Source organism: Micromonospora sp. L5, from assembly GCF_000177655.2.
GTDB classification, from domain to species: domain Bacteria; phylum Actinomycetota; class Actinomycetes; order Mycobacteriales; family Micromonosporaceae; genus Micromonospora; species Micromonospora aurantiaca.
The window spans coordinates 5714866-5733645 of record NC_014815.1 but is presented as its reverse complement, the minus strand read 5'-3'; the positions used below and the strand labels follow the sequence as shown (position 1 = coordinate 5733645).

The following is an 18780-nucleotide window of genomic DNA, read 5'->3' as shown; positions in this document are numbered from 1 at the left end:
GCGCCCATGGCGTTCACCACCCGGCCGACGTTGCGCGGCACGTTCGGCATGGTCTCCTCCACGCACTGGCTGGCCAGCCAGTCCGCGATGGGCGTGCTGGAACGCGGCGGCAACGCCTTCGACGCCGCGGTGGCCGCCGGGTTCGTGCTGCACGTCGTGGAGCCGCACCTCAACGGCCCGGCCGGCGAGGTGCCCGCGGTCCTCGCCACCGCGACCGACCCCACCCCGCGGGTGCTGTGCGGTCAGGGCCCGGCCCCTGCGGCCGCGACGGTCGCCCACTTCCGGTCGCTCGGCCTGGACCTCGTGCCGGGCGCCGGTCCGCTCGCCGCCGTCGTGCCGGGCGCTGTCGACGCCTGGCTGTTGCTGCTGCGCGACCACGGCACCCGAACGCTCGCCGAGGTGCTGGAACCGGCGATCGGCTACGCCGCCGCAGGCCATCCGCTGGTCGGCCCGGCCGGGCAGACCGTCGCGCGGGTCCGTTCGCTGTTCACCGACCACTGGCCGACCTCCGCGCGCCTCTGGCTCCGCGACGGCCGCCCGCCCGCGCCGGGGGAGATGGTCACCAACCCGGCGTACGCGGACACGCTGCGCCGCCTCGTCGACGCGGGACGGGCCGCCGGTGCGGACCGGGAGGCGCAGATCGAGGCGGCCCGGCGCGCCTGGCGGGAGGGTTTCGTCGCCGAGGCGATCGACGCGTTCAGCCGGCTGCCGTTCCGCGACTCCAGCGGGCGTGCGCACGCCGGGCTGGTCACCGGCGACGACCTGGCCGGATGGTCGGCCACCTGGGAGGAACCGGTCACGCTGGACTGGCACGGGCACACGATCGCCAAGACCGGCTTCTGGGGCCAGGGCCCGGTGCTGCTCCAGACGCTCTCCCTCCTGGACGCGCTCGACGACCCGCGTGTCCACGACCCGTCGAGCCTGGAGGGCATCCACGCGCAGGCCGAGGCGCTGAAGCTCGCGTTCGCCGACCGGGAGGCGTGGTACGGCGACACCGACGTGCCGGGCTCCGCGCTGCTGTCGGCCCACTACGCCCGTGCGCGGGCCGCGCTGGTCGGCGACCGTGCCGACACGACGCTGCGCCCCGGCAGCCCGGCGGGCGAGCCGCCCCGGCTCCCGTCCCACCTGCACGCCGACGTGGACCGCCGGACCGTCCCGCAGGATCCGAGCACCGGCGAACCCACGGTACGGGCGGACGGCGTGACCCGCGGCGACACCTGCCACGTCGACGTGGTGGACCGGTGGGGCAACATCGTCTCCGCCACGCCCAGCGGTGGCTGGCTGCAGAGTTCACCTGTCATCCCGGAGCTGGGCTTCCCGCTCGGCAGCCGGTTGCAGATGTGCTGGCTGGAGGAGGGGCTCGCCTCCACGCTGCGGCCGGGGCGGCGTCCGCGTACCACGCTCAGCCCGACGCTCGTGCTCCGCGACGGCGAGCCGGTGATGGCCTGCGGCACGCCCGGTGGCGACCAGCAGGACCAGTGGCAGCTGCTGTTCCTGCTGCGGCACCTGGCCGGAGGACGGGAGTTGCAGGAGGCGATCGACGCGCCGACGTGGCACACGACGAGCTTCCCCGCGTCGTTCTATCCACGCGAGGTCGAGCCGGGCGTGCTGGTGCTGGAGGACCGGATCGACGGCGACGTGCTGGCGGGCCTGCGCGCAAGGGGCCACACCGTCCGCCTGTCCGGCCCGTGGAGCCTGGGCCGCATGTGCGCGGTGACGCGCGACCCGCGCACCGGGGTCCTCTCCGCGGCGGCGAACCCCCGAGGCGCCCAGGGCTACGCCACAGGCCGCTGACCCACCCTCCCCTGAGCCCGGCCGTGGGCGTACGGGCATGATGGGGCCGTGGCCGGGCCCTGTGTCGCAGTCCTGCTGCCCGATCCGTGGACCGCTTCGCATGTCGAACTGTTCCGGGTCTGGCTGGCGGAGGCGCTCACCAACCAGACCGGCGACTGGTGGCTGCTCCGAGAGCCGTCCCGCTTGGGCTGGCAGGCTGAGTCACCGGTTACCGGGCCGATGCTGGTCGAGCCGGATGACTGGGACGTGGAGGATCCGGACGAGGCAACATTTCTGGCGCGCGCCGCCGGGTTCCGGCCCGCGACAGAGGTCGTTCTGGCCTCGGCGACGAACGGCGTGGACGACCACCGGTTCCTGGCGCATCTCGCGGTAGCGATAGCGCACCGGTACGGCGGCCTGATCGATCTCACCGGTCCACTACCGGTCCCACCTCCGGCGAGAGTCCGCGTCCTCGATGCCGTCGAGGCCGGTACCGGGATCGAGGAGTGGTGGGCCGGATCCCGGGAGACCCTCAGGATGCTCGGCGGGGCATGGCACGAGATCCCCTACGTGGCCGCCGGTGGCACCCGGCACATCTACCACGTCGTCGAGCCCGATCTCCTGACAGTTTGGTTGACGCATCCACAATTTCGCATGGTGAAGTAGCGCGACGAGTCTGGCGACGTCGAGCCGGCCCAGGGAGAGGGCAGGGTCAGGTGTCGATCCGGGTGATGTTGCGGATCTTGTTGGCGGCGTCGAGGGCGGCCACCTTGTACGCCTCCGCCAGCGTCGGGTAGTTGAAGACGGCGTCCAGCAGGTAGTCGACTGTGCCGCCGCAGCCCATCACGGCCTGCCCGATGTGGACGATCTCGGTGGCGCCGGTGCCGAACACGTGCACCCCGAGCAGCCGCCCGTCCTCGGGTGAGACCAGCAGTTTCAGCATGCCGTACGAGTCGCCGACGATCTGCCCCCGGGCCAGCTCCCGGTAGCGGGCGATGCCCACCTCGAACGGGACGGACGCATCCGTCAGCTCCTCCTCGGTCTTCCCGACGAAGCTGATCTCCGGAATGGTGTAGATGCCGATCGGTTGCAGGTCCGACATGCCGCGCGCCGGTTCGCCGCAGGCGTGCTGGGCGGCCAGCCGGCCCTGTTCCATCGAGGTGGACGCCAGCGCGGGGAAGCCGATCACGTCGCCGACGGCGTAGATGTTCTCGACGGTGGTGCGGTAGTCGGCGTCGACGGTGATCCGGCCCCGGTGGTCGGCGGTGAGCCCGGCCGCCTCCAGCGCGAGGTCGTCGGTCTGCCCCTGCCGCCCGGCCGAGTACATCACCGTGTCGGCGGCGATCTTCTTGCCGCTGCGCAGGACGCAGAGCGCGGCGCTGCGGTGCTTCTCCACGGCGGCCACCTCCTCGCCGAAGCGGAAGGTCACCGACAGGTCCCGCAGGTGGTACTTCAGGGATTCGACGATCTCCTCGTCGCAGAAGTCGAGCATCCGCGGGCGGCGCTCGACCACTGTCACCTTGGTGCCGAGCGCGGCGAACAGGGACGCGTACTCCATGCCGATCACCCCGGCGCCGACGACGACCATGCTGCGCGGTACGGCCTGGAGGTTGATGACGCCGTCGGAGTCGACGATCGTCCGGTCGTCGAAGTCGACGCTGTCCGGGCGGGCCGGGCGGGTGCCGGCGGCGATGACCGCCTTGTCGAAGCTGACCCGGGTCTCCCGGCCGGAGCCGGCGTCGACCCAGACGGAGTGGGCGTCGGCGAACCGGCCGGTGCCGGTGATCAGCGAGACCTTGTTGCGGGCCAGCTGGTTGCGGATGACGTCGGTCTGCCGGGTGATCACGTGCTGGGTGCGGGCGGCCAGGTCCGCGACGGTGATGTCCTCCTTGACCCGGTAGCTGCTGCCGTAGAGGTCGCGCTGACTCAGCCCGGTCAGGTAGAGGACCGCCTCGCGCAGCGTCTTGGAGGGCACGGTGCCGGTGTTGATGCACACCCCGCCGAGCATGTCGCGGCGGTCCACGATCGCGACGCGGCGGCCCAGCTTCGCCGCGGCGATCGCCGCCTTCTGTCCACTCGGTCCGGAGCCCAGCACCAGCAGGTCGTAGTCATACACGAGCGCCAGCCTCGCAGGGTCTCGCAACCCGCGCCAGCCGAGACGCCCCCACGAAGATCGATCACTGCCGTAGGGTGCGCTGATGCGCCGCCCCGTAACCCTGATCATGCTCCTCGTACCGTTGCTCGTCGCCGGGTGCACCACCGCTCCCGCCACCCCGGCCGCGACCCCCTCCGCCTCCACTCCGCCGAGCCCGACCGCGCCCGCCGTCGACTACGCCGCCTGGCAGGCGGGGCGGTCGACGCCGGTGGCCGACCCGGTCTATCCGGCCCGGGGCACCGACGCGCTGGACGTCCTGCACTACGACCTCGCGCTGGAGTGGGCGCCGTCGACCACCACCCTCACCGGCACCGCCACGCTGCGGATCCGGCCGGTGAAGGACGCGCCGAGCCTGGTTCTCGACTTCATGCCCTACCAGCTCGACAGCGTCACGCTGGACGGCGCGACGGTTCCCGGCGCGGTGGCGAAGGAGAAGCTGACCGTGTCCGCCCCGGTGGTGGCGGACGAGCCGGTGACCCTGGTGGTCACCTACCACGGCCGGCCGAAGACGACCCCGATGCCGTCGCACCGCAAGGACACCGAGGCCCTGGGTCTCACCGTCACCAAGGAGGGCGGCCTCTGGACCATGCAGGAGCCGTTCGGGGCGTTCACCTGGTACCCGGCGAACGACCAGCCGTCGGACGAGGCCCTCTACGACATCCGGGTGACAGTGCCGGCCGGCTGGTCCGCGATCGCCGGCGGCACGCCCGCCGGCCAGTCCGGCACCACGTTCAGCTACCGGAGCACCGACCCGGTCGCGACCTACCTGACCACGCTCGCGGTGGGGAAGTACCAGAAGCTGACCGCGGCGGGGCCGCGCGGCGTGCCGCTGACCTACTGGTACCGCAAGGGCGCGGACGACAAGCTGCTGCCGTACCTGAAGAAGTCCCCGCAGTACCTGGCCTGGCTGGAGAAGAAGTTCGGTCCGTACCCGTTCCCCTCCGGCGGCGTCGTGGTGGTGGACTCGGCGTCGGGCATGGAGACCCAGCAGATGATCACGATGGGCCGGAAAATCGAGAACACCGCGGCCCGCCGGGACCGCTGGGGCAGCGACCTGCTGCACGAGTACGCCCACCAGTGGTTCGGCAACTCGGTCACGCCCACCACCTGGACGGACCTGTGGCTGAACGAGGGCTGGGCGAAGTACATCCAGGACCTGTACACCAAGGAGACGCTGAAGCTCAGCGAGGCCAGCCTGGACCGTTACCTGCGCGAGGGTGACGCCGTGCTGCGCAAGAAGCTGGGTCCGCCCGGCCGGCCCGATCCGAAGCGGTTCGCCGAGGGGAACGTCTACCTGTGCCCGGCGGCGATGCTGCGCGAGATCCACCGGACGGTCGGCGACGCGGCGTTCTTCGCGCTGGCCCGCGCCTGGGTCCAGGAGCAGCGCAACACGCCGCAGGACCGGGCCTCGTTCATCGCCTTCGTCAACAAGCAGACGGGCCGCGACTTCACCGCGCTGATCAACGCCTGGCTGGACTCCCCGACCACGCCGAAGAAGATCACCCCGAAGAAGATCGGCTGACCCGGCGCGGGCCCCGCCCGTCCGGCGGGGCCCCGCGCCGCGTCTCAGCGGCCCTGGAGCGAGCGGACGTTGTCGGCGAACGTCCAGCCCTTCGAGCCGTCCCAGTTGACCGACCAGGTCATCAGGCCCTTCAACCGGCCCTGGTAGGTGTTCCACGCCTGGGCCACCAGCGCCGGGCTCATGTAGCCGCCGCCGGCGCCGACCTGCGCGGGCAGCCCGGGGACCTGACGGTCGAGCGGTACGCGGATGGTGGTGCCCTGCACGACCAGGCCGGCGTCGAGGCAGTTGGTCTGCGCGACGAAACCGGCCACGGTGCCGGCCGGGTACGAGTCACCGGCGCAGCCGTACATCGAGCCGTTGTAGTACTGCATGTTCAGCCACCACAGCCGCCCGTTGTCGGCGTACTTCTTGACGATCGGCAGGTACGCGCCCCAGATCGAGCCGTAGGTGACGCTGCCGCCGGTGACGTACGCGGTCTCCGGTGCCATGGTGAGCCCGAAGCCGGCCGGCATCTGGGCCAGCACCCCGTCGATGATCCGGATCAGGTTGGCCTGCGAGGGGGAGAGCTGGTTGATGTTCCCGCTGCCGGTCAGGCCGGTCTCGATGTCGATGTCGATGCCGTCGAAGTTGTGCCGCTTGAGGATCGGCACGACGGTGGCGACGAACCGGTCGGCGACCGCGCTGGAGCTGAGGTCGATCCCGGCGGTGGCGCCGCCGATGGACAGCAGCACTGTGAGCCCGGCGGCTTTGGCCTGGCACACCTGCGCCGGGGTGGGCACCTTGACGCCGGCGTCCATGCCGTCCTCCCAGAGCACGGTGCCGTCGGCGCGGATGACCGGGAACGCTGCGGTCACCACGTTGTAGCCGTGCCCGGTGATCCGGGAGTCGGTGATCGGGATCCAGCCGAGGCCGGGGTGTACGCCGTTCGCGGCGCCGTCCCAGTTCTCCCAGTAGCCCTGAAGCACCTTGCCGGACGGCCGGGACCGCAGCGCGCAGGTGTCTCCGCCCGGCGTGGTCGGGCTGGACGACACAGTGGGCGTGGGCGTCGGCGTCCGCGTGGGGGAGGCGGTCGGGGAAGGGGAGGCGGTGGGGGAGGGCGACGGCGGCCGGGTGGTGGGGCTCGGCGACGGCGTGCCGCCGGTGCAGGCGCCGAGGTCGGTCCAGAGCGCCGGTACGGCGGCCGGGTTCCAGCCCGCGCCGGCGGGCGGGGTGTGCGTGACGAGCGCCTGGTAGAGCCGGCCGTTATAGGTCACCCGGCTGCCGGCGGTCCAGGTGACGCCCTCGGCCCAGCCCGGCGCGTCACAGGCGACGAGCGCGCCGACGGCGCGGGCCGGTGTGGCGGCGGTGGCGGGCAGGGCGGCAGCGGTGGCGGCGAGCAGCGCGACGCCACCGAGCAGAGCGGTCATCCCACGTCCGAGTCGCATGACATACCTCCTCATCGATGCGCCGGAGGTTATCAGTTAACTTTGTTAAGTGTAAATGCGGCGTACCCTGTCACCACCCCGTTCAGGGTGTGAAGCAGGAACGAAAGCCGCCCGCGGGCGGCCGGGAAGGACGGCGGCGACGTGGACGCCAGACGCACCACGGTGCGTGACATGCGCCGGGCCAACCGGTCGGTCCTGCTGACCCGGATCTGGCTGGACGGTCCGCTCAGCCGGCACGAGCTGGGCCAGTCCACGGCGCTCAGCCTGGCCAGCGTCAGCAACCTGGTCGGCGAGATGATCAACGAGGGCCTGGTCGAGGAGGCCGGCTCGGTCGAGTCCGACGGCGGCCGTCCCCGCGTGCTGCTGCGCGTCGCGCCCGGCTACGGCTACCTGGTCGGCGCCGACGTCGGCGAGACCCGGGTCCAGGTGGAGTTGTTCGACCTGAGCATGACCGCGCTGGCGAAGGCGGAGTACCCGATCGCCGCGGCCGACCCCGACCCCGAGCAGGTCGCCGCGCACCTGCGGCACGGCCTCGCCGCTGTCACCGAGCAGGCGGGCGTCGACCCGGCCGCGGTCCTCGGCTTCGGCGTCGCCGTCGCCGGCACCGTCGAGCGCACCGCCGACGCCGTGGTGCACGCCCAGACGCTCGGCTGGGACGGCGTGCCGCTCGGCGCGATGCTGCGCGCCGGCACCGACGTACCTGTGCACGTGGACAACGGCGCGAAGACGCTCGGCCAGGCCGAGATGTGGTTCGGCGCCGGCCGCGGCGTCCGGCACGCGGTGGTCGCCCTGGTCGGCTCCGGCGTCGGCGCGAGCGTGGTCGCCGACGGCGTCGGCTACCGCGGCGCGCACAGCAGCGCCGGGGAGTGGGGCCACACCACAATCGTGTACGGAGGCCGCCGCTGCCGCTGCGGCAACCTCGGCTGCCTGGAGGCGTACGTCGGGGCGGAGGCGGTGCTGGACCGGTTCCGCCAGGCCAACCGGGGCCGCCCGGCGCCCGGCGCGGACGAGGAGACCGCCTTCGGTGAGCTGCTGCGCTCCACCGGCAGCACCGCCGCGAAGGTGATCGACGAGACGGTCGGCTACCTGGGCGCCGGGGTGGCGAACCTGGTCAACCTGTTCAACCCGGAGCGGGTGGTGCTCGGCGGCTGGGCCGGGCTGGCCCTGGGCGAACGGCACCTGCCCGCGATCCGCGAGGCCACCGCGCGGCACGCGCTGCGGCAGCCGTACGCGCAGACCTCGATCGAGCTGTGCCGGCTCGGACCGGACGCGGTCGCGATGGGCGCGGCCACCCTGCCGATGACCCGGCTGCTGCGCGACGGCGGCGTGGCCCGCGACCCGGCCGCCCGCCCGGTTCCGGCGTGGGGGCAAGGCCGGCGTCACTGACCGGCCCGGCCCCCCACGCCGCGGCGTCAGCGCTGCCCGCGGACCCGCCGCACGGTGTCCCGGTACCACAGCGCGCTGCGCTTGGGGGTGCGGCGCTGCGTGTCGTAGTCGACCCGAACGATGCCGAACCGCTTGTCGTAGCCGTACGCCCACTCGAAGTTGTCCAGCAGCGACCAGGCGAAGTAGCCGCGCACGTCGGCGCCGGCCGCCCGCGCCCGGGCCACCGCCCGCAGGTGCTCGGTGAGGTAGCCGACCCGGTCGTCGTCGGCGACGAACCCGTCGGCGTCCGGCGTGTCGTCGAACGCGGCGCCGTTCTCGGTGATCACCATGGGCGTGCCCGGGTAGTCGCGGTGCAGGCGCACCAGCAGGTCGGTGAAGGACTCCGGCACGATCTCCCAGTCCATCGCGGTACGCGGCAGGTCGCGGCGGACCACCCGGCGTACCGGCTTGCCGTCGTCGTCGCGGTCCCGGCCCTGCTCGTCCACGCCGGAGTGCAGCTGCCCGAAGTAGTAGTTGACCCCGAGCACGTCGATCGGGGTGGCGATGACGTCCAGGTCGCCGTCCTCGACGGGGATACGTACCCCCTCGGCGGCCAGGTCCGCGATCACGTCCTGCGGGTACGCCCCGCGCAGCACCGGGTCGAGGTAGAGCCGGTTGGCCAGCCCGTCGGCGGCCCGCGCGGCGTCCCGGTCCGCCGCGCTGTCGGTGGCCGGGTCGGCGGTGGACAGGTTCAGCGTCAGGCCCAGCTCGATCGGGGAGCGGGCCGCCTCGCGCAGCCGCCGCGTCGCCAGCCCGTGCCCGAGCAGCAGGTGGTGCGCAGCGGCGATGCCGTCGCCCAGGTTCCGCCGGCCCGGGGCGTGGTCGCCGTAGGCGTACCCGAGCATCGCCGAGCACCACGGCTCGTTGAGCGTGGTCCAGGTGCGGACCCGGTCGCCGAGCGCGGCGAAGACCAGCTCCGCGTAGTCGGCGAACCGGTACGCGGTGTCCCGGTTCGGCCAGCCGCCCGCGTCCTCCAGCTCCTGCGGCAGGTCCCAGTGATACAGCGTCACCCACGGCTCGACGCCCCGGCCGAGCAGCTCGTCCACCAGCCGGTCGTAGAAGGCCAGCCCGGCCACGTTCGCCGGACCGCGCCCGCCCGGCTGCACCCGGGGCCAGGCCACCGAGAACCGGTACGTGTCCAGTCCCAGGTCGGCGATGAGCGCGACGTCCTGCGGCATCCGGTGGTAGTGGTCGCACGCCACGTCGCCGTTGTCGCCGTTCGCCACAGCGCCCGGCACCCGGCAGAACGTGTCCCAGATGGACGGGGTGCGGCCGTCGGAGGCCACCGCGCCCTCGATCTGGTACGACGACGTCGCCACCCCCCACCGGAAGGTCGGCGGCAGCGTGTCGATCGGGTCCGCACCGGCGACTGACGACGGGCGGGTGAGGTCGGTGTCCATGGTTCTCCTCGCGGGTAGCGGGTGGTGTCGGGCGGGTCAGCGGGACAGGGGCGCGACGGCCGGGTGCAGCCGGCACGCGACGGCCCGCGCCGGGTCGTCGACGCGCGGGGCGCCGAGCACCGGCACCTGCTGGTCGCACCCGTCGAACGCCTTCGGGCAGCGGGGATGGAACGCGCAGCCGGAGGGCATGGCGCGCAGGTCCGGCGGAGAGCCGGGGATGCCGGTCAGCTCGCGGCGCGGCCCGTGCAGCGCCGGGAACGAGTGCAGCAACCCCTCGGTGTACGGGTGCAGCGGTTCCCGGTACAGCCGGGTGGCGGGCGCCTCCTCGACGATCCGCCCGCCGTACATGATCGCGATCCGGTCGGAGAACTCGACCAGCAGCGACAGGTCGTGGGTGATGAACAGGACCGCGAAGCCGAGGCGTTCGCGCAGCTCGGCGAGCTGGCCGAGGATCTGCCGCTGCATCACCACGTCCAGTGCGGTGGTCGGCTCGTCCATGATGACCACCTGCGGTTCCAGCGCCAGCGCCATCGCGATCATGACCCGTTGCCGCATGCCGCCGGAGAGCTGGTGCGGGTAGCTGTCCAGCCGGTCGGCGGAGATGCCGACCAGGCGCAGAAGCTCCTTGGCCCGGGCCGACCGGCTCGCCGCCGTGCTCCTGCGCTCGTGTGCCCGGATCACGTCGAGCAGCTGGGTGGAGACCTTGTGCACCGGGTTGAGCGAGTTCATCGCGCCCTGGAACACGATCGACGTCTCCGCCCAGCGGAACTCGCGCAGCTTCGCCGGGCTGAGCGTGAGCACGTCGACCGGCGGGCCGTCGCCCGGGTGGTAGATGACCTGGCCGCCGCTGACCACGCCGGGCGGGGGCAGCAGCCGGGTCAGCCCGTACGCGAGCGTGGACTTGCCGCTGCCGCTCTCCCCAGCCAGGCCGAGCACCTCGCCGCGGTGCAGCGTCAGGTCGACGTCGCGGACCGCGCGGACCGCCTCCGCGCCGACGCCGTAGTCGACGCACAGCCCGCGGATCTCCAGCACCTGGTCGCTCATGAGCGCTTCCCTCTCTCGTCGGCGGGCGGCCTGACGGCGTCGGCGGGCGGCCGGCCGTCGGCGTCGCGCGGCTGCATCGGCACCGACGCGGTGACCGGCGCGAGCACCGGGGTGAACCCGACGCGCATCGCGACGACGCGACCGTCGGCGGTACGGATCCGGGTCCGGCCGCCGGTGCGCAGCCGCGGGCTCACGAACTCGTCGATGCCGAAGTTGATCAGCGCCAGCGCGGTGCCGAGCAGCGCGATGGCCAGCCCGGCCGGGACGAACCACCACCAGGCGCCCTGCGCCAGGGCCTGCTGTCCCTGCGCCCAGAACAGGATCGTGCCCCAGTTCCACGACGTCATCGACGAGATGCCGATGAACGCCAGGGTGATCTCCGACATCACCGCGAAGATGACGGTGCCGACGAAGCCGGAGGCGATGATCGCGGTCAGGTTGGGCAGGATCTCGAACCCGATGATCCGCCAGGTCCGTTCGCCGGTGGCCCGTGCCGCCTCGACGTAGTCGCGGCGGCGCAGCGACAGCGTCTGGGCGCGCAGCACCCGGGCGCCCCACGCCCACGAGGTGAGGCCGATGATGAGCGCCACGAGCATGTCGCTGGCCTGCTCGACCAGGGACGTGACGATGATGATCAGCGGCAGCGCCGGGATCACCAGGAACACGTTCGACACCGCCGACAGGCCCTCGTCGGCCGCGCCGCCCAGGTAGCCGGCGGTCACGCCGATCAGGATGGACAGGATCGTGGCGAGCACGCCGGCGATCAGGCCCACCACCATCACGCTGCGCGCGCCGACCAGGATCTGGCTGAAGATGTCCTGCCCGAGGTGGGTGGTGCCGAACCAGTGCCGGGCCGAGGGGGCCTGGAGCACGTCGGCGCTGCGCGCGTCCGGGTCGTACGGCGCGATCCACGGCCCGATCACCGCGAGGAGCACGTACACCCCGAGGACGGCGAGGCCGGTCGCGGCCTTGGCGTTGGCGACGAAGCGGAACCGGCGGCGGCGGGCCCGGGCCGACGGCTGCGCCATCGCCCCCTGGCCGGGAATGACCTGCTCGATGCTGGACGGGGAGAGTGTCATCGCTCAGCTCTTTCGGGTCCGCGGGTCGAGGAGCAGGTACGCCACGTCGGCGAGCAGGTTCGCCACCAGCACCGAGATCGTGATGATCAGGAAGATGCCCTGCATCAGCGGGTAGTCCTTCGCGCCGACGGCCTGGAAGAGCTGGAACCCCAGACCCGGGTACGAGAAGACGATCTCCACGAGCAGCGTGCCGCCGACGATGAAGCCCAGCGACAGCGCGAACCCGGACACGTTCGGCAGCAGCGCGTTGCGGGCGGCGTAGCTGAGGGCCACCCGGCGCTCGGACAGCCCCTTGGCGTGCGCCACGGTGATGTAGTCCTCGCTGGCGACGGTGACCATCATGTTGCGCATGCTGAGGATCCAGCCGCTCATCGACGACACCAGGATGGTGGCGGCGGGCAGGATGCTGTGCTGGAGCGCGCTCGGGATGAAGTAGGCGTCGAACGCCGGCACCAGGCCCGGCTCGTAGCCGCCGGAGGACGGGAAGAAGCTGCCCGGCCCGGCGAACAGCGCGATCGCGACCAGGCCCAGCCAGAAGTACGGGATCGAGGAGAGGAACGTGGTGGCCGGCAGCAGCCCGTCGATCCACGAGCCGCGCCGCCAGCCCGCGCCCACGCCGAGCGCGGTGCCGAGCAGGAAGCTGACGATCGTGGTGACGCCGACCAGGCCGACCGTCCACGGCAGGCTGCTCCCGATCACCTCCGAAACCGGGGCGGGGAAGAACGTGAACGACAGCCCCAGGTCGCCGCGCAGGAGCTGCCCCCAGTAGGCGACGTACTGCTCCCACAGCGAGCGGTCGGAGTCCAGCCCGAACAGCACCCGCAGCGACGCGACCGCGTCGGCGCTGATCCGGCCCTGGTTGCGGGAGATCAGCGACTGCACCGGGTCGCCCGGCACCATCCGCGGGATGAAGAAGTTGAGCGTGATCGCCGCCCAGGCGGTGAACAGGTAGAAGGCCACCCGTTGCAGCAGGAATCTCACCGGGCCGCCTCCGTTCCGGCCTGCTCCGCGTTCGCCGGCTTCTCCGCGTTCGCCGGCTTCTCCGCGTTCGCCGGCTTCTCCGCGTTCGCCGGCTTCTCCGCGTTCGCCGGCTTCTCCGCGTTCGCCGGCTTCTCCGCGTTCGCCGGCTTCTCCGTGGCGACGGTGTCCGCGTCGTACAGCCAGCACGCCGCCCAGTGGCCCGGCACGTCGTCGACCGGGATCGGCGGCGGCAGGTCGGTGGCGCAGCGCGGCATGGCCGCCGGGCAGCGCGGGTGGAACCGGCATCCGGCCGGCGGACGGATCAGGCTGGGCGGCTCGCCGTGACCCCGCTCGCCCGCCGCCGCGCCGTCGCCGCCCGCGCCGGTGATCCGCTCCGGGTCCGGCGCCGATTCGATGAGCAACCGGGTGTACGGGTGGGCCGGGCGCTGGGTGACCGTCTCGCTGTCGCCGCCCTCGACCATCCGCCCCGCGTACATGACGATCGTCTCGTCGGCGAAGTAGCGGGCCGAGGCGATGTCGTGGGTGATGTAGAGGATCGCCAGGTCGAGCCGGTCCTTGAGGTCCTGGAGCAGGTTGAGCACGCCGAGGCGGATCGACACGTCGAGCATGGACACCGGCTCGTCGGCGAGCAGCACCTCGGGATCGGCGCCGAGCGCCCGCGCGATCGCCACCCGCTGGCGCTGCCCGCCGGACAGCTCGTGCGGGAACGCGTCGAGGTAGCGCTCCGGCGGGGTGAGCGCGACCCGGGTCAGCAGGCCGGCGAGCGCCTTCTCCAGCCCGTCCGGTCCGGTCCCGGCGTTGCCGTGGATGCGCAGCGACCGGGTCAGGTGGTAGCGGACCGTGTGCACGGGGTTCAGCGAGGCGAACGGGTCCTGGAGGATCAGCTGCACCCGGCGCACGTACGCCCGGAACCGGCGCCCGCCGCGTACCCGGGTCGAGCGGCCGTGCAGCCGGATGTCGCCGGCGGTACGCGGGTAGAGCTGGGCCAGCAGCCGGGCGACTGTGGACTTGCCGGAGCCGGATTCGCCGACGAGTGCCGTCACCCGGCCACGGCGCAGCGCGATCGATACGTCGTCGACGGCGTGCACCACCGCCGGGGTGCGGGAGAGGAGGTCACGCAGCCGCCGGCGGACGGGGAAGTGCTTGGTCAGGCCGACGGCCTCCAGCACCACCTCGTCGGCCGGCGCCGGTGCGCTCTCGGTCAACGTCATGCCGCATTCCTGTCTCAGGGTTGCCGAAGAGAGGGGCGGGCGCCGCCGGCCCGGCCGGGCGATCGTGGCCGGGCCGGCGGCGCCGGGTCAGCCGGCGACCGGCTTGAGGTGCAGCACCACGTCCACCGCGTTGGGCTGGGTGGGCTGGAGCGCGCCGTACGGGTTCGAGTCGTCCGGCCAGCCGGTCCAGTTCTTCGTGCTGTACGCGCCACCGATGTTGTCCGCGCCGACCGGGATCATCGGCACCTGCTCGACGAAGATCTTCTGCAGGGTGGCCATCGCCGTGGTGCGGGTGGCGTCGTCGGTGGCGTTGGCGTACGACACCAGCGCGTCGGTGGCCTCCTTGCTCTGGAACCGGCCGAAGTTGCCCGCCGGGGAGGCGGTGCCGATCGGCTTGAGCACGCGGCCGTCCATGATGGTCCGGTAGATGTCGTACGGCGTGGCGCCGGACTCGGTCCACCGGAACGTGGCCTCGAAGTTGCCCTGCTCGACGTTGCGGAACCAGGCGTCCTGGTTGGCCTTGTCGATGGTCGCCGCGATGCCGATCTTCGCCAGGTTGCCCTTCACGATCTCCAGGCTGGTCTGGTAGTCGGACCAGCCGGCCGGGTCGGTGAGCCGGATCGTGACCGGCTTGCCGCTCTTGTCCTTGAGCGTGGTGCCGTCGAGCTTGTAACCCGCGCCGGCGAGCAGCGCCTTGGCGCCCTCGACGTCGACCTTGTGCTCCTGGCCCTTGTACTCGGGCGCGATGAACGAGTCACCGGCCGGGCTGGGCAGGCCGGTCACGCTCTTGACCTCCGGGTGGAAGTAGCCGGCCTCGGCGGTGGTGAAGATGTCCGCCCGGTCGATCACCATGTTCATCGCCTTGCGCAGCGTCGGGTCGTCGAACGGCTTCTTCGTGGTGTTCACGTAGAGGCCGTGGATGCCCAGCACCGGCGGCGCCCACATCTTGTGGTTCTTCTGGTCCTTCGCCACGAACACGGTCTGGTAGTTCGGGATGAAGACGAAGCTCCACTCCGACTCGCCGTTGGCGAGCGCGGTGGTCTGCGCGCTGTTGTCCGTGTAGGACGTGTACCGCAGTTCCTTGACCTTCGGCGGGTCCTGCCAGTAGCCGCTGTCGCGCACGGAGAGCGTCGTGGTCGCCGGGGTGAACGACTTCAGCGTGTACGGGCCGCTGCCGACCGGCTGCTTCACCGGGTCGGTGGCCGGGTCGGCGATCTTCTCCCACAGGTGCTTCGGCACGATCGGCACCCGCCACAGCACCTTCTGCTGGTTGACGAACTGCGGGCTGGCCATCGAGATGGTGACCTCGTTGCCGCTGGCCACGGCGTCCGTGTACGGCACGCCCTGGTCGTTGAGGGCCGGGAACTTCTTGACCAGGTTGTAGGTGAACGCGACGTCCTCGGCGGTGACCTTCTGCCCGTCGGACCAGGTGGCGTTCTCCCGGATGGTCACCTTGACCGTCTTGTAGTCCGACGACCACTCGGCCTTGGTGGCGAGCCACGGCTTGAACGGCTCGGCCGGCTTGACCGGGTTCCACATCATCAGCGGCTCGTAGATCTGCCACCGGTAGCCGAGCGACGCGGCGGCCGAGGTGGTGAGGAACGGGTTGTTGTTCTCCGCCTGCGGGCCGTTGGGCATGCCGACGTTCAACACGGTCGCGGCCTGACCGCTCTTCTTGTTCGCGTTCGGGCTGTCGCCGCAGGCGGCGGCGCCGGTGACCATCGCGCCGGCCAGCGCGAGGGCGAGGAGTTGCCGTCTTCTCATGGAGGTCTCCCTCGGTGGTCCCGCAGTCCTCGGGCGGGATGTGGTGGATGGAGGTGTGCGGTGGTGCCACCGGCGGGCGGGCCCGCCGGCGTGGTCGCCGGTACGGCGGGGTGGGTCAGGTGACGCGGGCACCCGTCGGCGCCCGCGCGCCTGTCGAGTCCGGTGCGGTCGGGTCGCTCGCGGTCGTCGAGTCGCGGGCGGTGAAGCCGGTCGGGATGACGGTCGGGGTGTCCGGCAGCGGGGTGCCGGCGAGGTGGCCGATGAGCAGGCGGGCCGCCGCCGTACCCATCTCCCGCAGGGGCTGGCGCACCGAGCTCAGCGGCGGGTGGGTGTGCCCGGCCAGCGGGAGGTCGTCGAAGCCGACCACCGCCACGTCCTGCGGGACGCGCCGCCCGGCGTCGCGCAGCGCCTGCAACGCCCCGGCGGCCGACAGGTCGTTGTGGGCGAAGACGGCGTCGAACGGTACGCCGTCGGCGAGCAGCCGCCGTACCGCCGCGCGCCCGCACTCGAAGGTGAAGTCGCCCTCCACCACCCGGTCCGGCTCGATCGGTACGCCCGCGTCGGCGTAGGCGCCGGCGAACCCGGCGAGCCGTTCCCGGGTGCAGCCGAACCGGCGCAGGCCGGTGACGACGAGCGGCCGCCGCCGGCCGAGCGCCAGCAGGTGCGTGGCGGCGGCCCGCGCGCCTTCCTCGTTCGTGGTCCGCACCGACGGGAAGCCGGGCTGGTGGCCCCGGTCGTCGATGAGGATGACCGGCAGGCCGCGCCGGTGCAGCTCGGTGATGTAGTCGAGCGTCCCCTCCGGTTCGACCACGAGCAGGCCGTCGAACGACTTGGCCGAGACCTGGGAGGCGAACCGGCGCATCGACTCGTCGCCGTGGGTGCAGGTGAACAGCAGCATGCCGTAGCCGGCGGCCTCGACCACGTCGGCCGCGCCCTGGAGCACCTCGCCCATCCAGGGCCAGGTCAGCGCCGGGACCAGCATCCCGACCACCCGGGTACGCCCCCGGGCGAGGCCGACCGCGCGGGCGCTCGGCACGTACCCGAGGTCGCTGATCACGGCACGGACCCGGTCGGCGGTACGGACGTGCACCTCGCCCTTGCCGTTGAGCACCCGGGAGACCGTCGTCTTGCTCACCCCGGCGCGGGTGGCGACGTCGGCGATGGTGATCGGCACGTGACGCTCCCGGGTCGCAGGGATGAGCGGGGTGTTTCGGAACCGGTTGCGGAAGCGGTTCCGTGGCAGTCAACCCAAGTGGCGCGGGTCACGTCAATCACAGACGGATAACGATGCACTGCTAAGTTCGAGGCTTGAAAAAAGTGCCCGGGCTGCGGCTCCGCCGATCACGGCGATGAGCAGGGTCGATGCCTCGTTCCTTCGTGCAGGGCGGTCCGAAGTGGACGCTCAGGGGCGGGCGTACACGTCGCCGGAGTTGGCCTCGTCCGGCAGCGTGCGCAGGTACGCGGCCACCTCGGCGGCCTGACGCCAGCCGGGCAGCGCGAACTCCATCTCGTCACCGATCGCCACGGTGAACCGGGTGAAGCCGAGCGCGGCGAGCCGGTCCAGGCAGCGCGCCGCCGCCACCCGGGCGATGGTGGTGAACTCGAACGACAGCGCGGGGACCGGCCGGCTCAGCCCGGCCAGCACGGCGTCCTCGAAGCCCTCCACGTCGATCTTCACGAACGCCGGTACGCCGTGCGCGGCCACGAGCGCGTCCAGCGTGGTGCCCGGCACCTCGATCTGGGCGTCCCAGATCTCGCCCGTCCAGCCGGGCGCGCCGTCGGCGGCGCGGACGAACCCGGGGGAGGCGGTGGAGACGGTCGGGTTGGCCGAGTTCACGTGCAGTCGCACCGGCCCGGCTGTACGCCCGCACGCCGCCTCCACCACCGTCACGCCGTCGTCGTCCGTGTACATCTCGCGCAGCACCCGGGCGCACAGCGGCTGCGGCTCGACCGCCACCACGCGCGCGCCGAGACGGCGGAAGCTGCCGAGCCGGTCGCCCACGTGCGCGCCGACGTCGAAGACCAGGTCACCGGCGCGGACCAGCGGGGCGTAGAACGCGTCCAGGGCGGCGTCGCGCGCCGGGTCGCCGTGGTAGAAGTCCAGCGACCGGCGCAGACCGGACATCGCCGGGTCCGCCTTGAGCGTCTCGATCACCCCGTCCCGCACCCTCCCGACGCTAGCCACCCGGGCGCACCCGCGAGCCCCATTCGCGTCCCTTGAGCATCACCCCATCCTCCTAGGACGCCGTAGAGATGGTGCGCTGCCCCGCGCCCGCTCCGCATCTCCACGCGAGCAGTCAACGACGACCAGCAGATCTTGGTACGAAACGGCCCTCATGGCGGCCGTCTCGTACCAAGATCGCCCGCAACCCCGGTGACCGGAACGCGGATCCCGCTCATCAGGACTCGCACTCGTTGCCCGAGGAGTGCTAACCACGGGGTGGAACGTCATGGGTGTCTCCGCCCTCGTTTGACACCCATGACGTTCCACCCGCTCGCGGGGCGCAGCGGACGCCAGGGAAGGGGCTGGGCACGGCGAGGGCCCGGCCCCGGCCCCGGCGGCGCGGGCGGCGCGGGTGCCGGGGCCGGCATGTGGTTACGGGTTGTCGACGACCTCCTGGCCGAGCGGCCACAGCGCCGCCGGGACCAGCTTGAAGTTCGCCACCCCGAACGGGATGCCGATGATCGTCACGCAGAGCGCGATGCCGGCGAGGATGTGCGACAGCGCCAGCCACCAGCCGGCCAGCACCACCCAGAGCACGTTCGCCAGGCCGGAGGGCAGACCAGCACCCGGCTTGCGCACGATCGTGCGGCCGAACGGCCACAGCGAGTACGACGCCAGCCGCAGCGAGGCGACACCGAACGGGATGGTGACGACGAGGACGAAGCAGATCAGGGCGGCCACGCCGTAGCCCAGGGCCAGGACGAAGCCGCCGCCGAAGACGAGCCACAGCAGGTTCAGCAGAAAGCGGATCACCACTCCATGGTCGCCTGCCCTCGCA

Annotated in this window: 15 protein-coding genes; 4 read left to right on the top strand and 11 right to left on the bottom strand. The window is 72.3% G+C overall.

Translation table 11 applies throughout. The features are described from left to right. Positions 1 to 6 precede the first annotated feature (6 nt). Complete coding sequence (locus ML5_RS26410; RefSeq protein ID WP_013476855.1) at positions 7 to 1794, top strand: gamma-glutamyltransferase family protein; 1788 nt, start codon at positions 7 to 9, stop codon at positions 1792 to 1794. A 48-nt stretch (positions 1795 to 1842) separates the two neighbouring features. Further along, on the top strand, positions 1843 to 2439 hold the full coding sequence (locus ML5_RS26405; protein WP_013286247.1) for a DUF6368 family protein: 597 nt from the start codon (positions 1843 to 1845) through the stop codon (positions 2437 to 2439). Between the two features lie 46 nt (positions 2440 to 2485). Here the strand turns inward: ML5_RS26405 and sthA are convergent, their stop codons facing one another. Then, positions 2486 to 3889, bottom strand: a complete 1404-nt coding sequence (gene sthA, locus ML5_RS26400) for a Si-specific NAD(P)(+) transhydrogenase (RefSeq protein WP_013286248.1) — start codon at positions 3887 to 3889, stop codon at positions 2486 to 2488. 82 nt (positions 3890 to 3971) lie between these two features. Between sthA and ML5_RS26395 the strand changes: the two genes are divergently transcribed. After that, entirely contained in the window at positions 3972 to 5450 is a 1479-nt protein-coding gene (locus ML5_RS26395) for a M1 family metallopeptidase (RefSeq protein ID WP_013476854.1), read from the top strand. 44 nt (positions 5451 to 5494) lie between these two features. On the opposite strand, the gene ML5_RS26390 is transcribed toward ML5_RS26395, so the two are convergent. After that, positions 5495 to 6874 (bottom strand): glycosyl hydrolase family 18 protein, encoded by a 1380-nt coding sequence (locus ML5_RS26390; RefSeq protein ID WP_013476853.1) that lies wholly within the window; start codon positions 6872 to 6874, stop codon positions 5495 to 5497. A gap of 141 nt (positions 6875 to 7015) precedes the next feature. Between ML5_RS26390 and ML5_RS26385 the strand changes: the two genes are divergently transcribed. Continuing rightward, entirely contained in the window at positions 7016 to 8260 is a 1245-nt protein-coding gene (locus ML5_RS26385; protein WP_013476852.1) for an ROK family transcriptional regulator, read from the top strand. A 26-nt stretch (positions 8261 to 8286) separates the two neighbouring features. On the opposite strand, the gene ML5_RS26380 is transcribed toward ML5_RS26385, so the two are convergent. The 9 genes from ML5_RS26380 to ML5_RS26340 all read right to left on the bottom strand — a co-directional run bounded on the left by ML5_RS26380 (position 8287) and on the right by ML5_RS26340 (position 18755). Next, positions 8287 to 9699, bottom strand: coding sequence for a GH1 family beta-glucosidase (locus ML5_RS26380; protein ID WP_013476851.1), 1413 nt, complete (start codon positions 9697 to 9699; stop codon positions 8287 to 8289). A gap of 36 nt (positions 9700 to 9735) precedes the next feature. Next, positions 9736 to 10743, bottom strand: a complete 1008-nt coding sequence (locus ML5_RS26375; RefSeq protein WP_013476850.1) for an ABC transporter ATP-binding protein — start codon at positions 10741 to 10743, stop codon at positions 9736 to 9738. Then, positions 10740 to 11822: an ABC transporter permease gene (locus tag ML5_RS26370; protein ID WP_013476849.1), complete on the bottom strand. Its 1083-nt coding sequence runs from the start codon at positions 11820 to 11822 to the stop codon at positions 10740 to 10742. Before ML5_RS26370 ends, ML5_RS26375 begins: the two co-directional genes overlap by 4 nt. A gap of 3 nt (positions 11823 to 11825) precedes the next feature. Next, the gene (locus ML5_RS26365; RefSeq protein ID WP_013476848.1) at positions 11826 to 12803 is read right to left on the bottom strand and encodes an ABC transporter permease; all 978 of its coding nucleotides are present in this window, start codon (positions 12801 to 12803) and stop codon (positions 11826 to 11828) included. Next, positions 12800 to 14014, bottom strand: a complete 1215-nt coding sequence (locus ML5_RS26360) for an ABC transporter ATP-binding protein (RefSeq protein WP_013476847.1) — start codon at positions 14012 to 14014, stop codon at positions 12800 to 12802. The genes ML5_RS26365 and ML5_RS26360 overlap by 4 nt, the downstream gene beginning before the upstream one ends. Before the next feature lie 87 nt (positions 14015 to 14101). Continuing rightward, positions 14102 to 15778 carry an ABC transporter substrate-binding protein gene (locus tag ML5_RS26355; RefSeq protein ID WP_013476846.1) on the bottom strand — a complete coding sequence of 559 codons (1677 nt, stop codon included), beginning with the start codon at positions 15776 to 15778 and terminating at the stop codon, positions 14102 to 14104. 115 nt (positions 15779 to 15893) lie between these two features. Then, positions 15894 to 16952 (bottom strand): LacI family DNA-binding transcriptional regulator, encoded by a 1059-nt coding sequence (locus ML5_RS26350; protein WP_013476845.1) that lies wholly within the window; start codon positions 16950 to 16952, stop codon positions 15894 to 15896. 228 nt (positions 16953 to 17180) lie between these two features. Next, complete coding sequence (locus tag ML5_RS26345; RefSeq protein ID WP_049794880.1) at positions 17181 to 17903, bottom strand: FkbM family methyltransferase; 723 nt, start codon at positions 17901 to 17903, stop codon at positions 17181 to 17183. 471 nt (positions 17904 to 18374) lie between these two features. Continuing rightward, positions 18375 to 18755, bottom strand: coding sequence for a YccF domain-containing protein (locus ML5_RS26340; RefSeq protein ID WP_030272340.1), 381 nt, complete (start codon positions 18753 to 18755; stop codon positions 18375 to 18377). Positions 18756 to 18780: the final 25 nt, after the last annotated feature.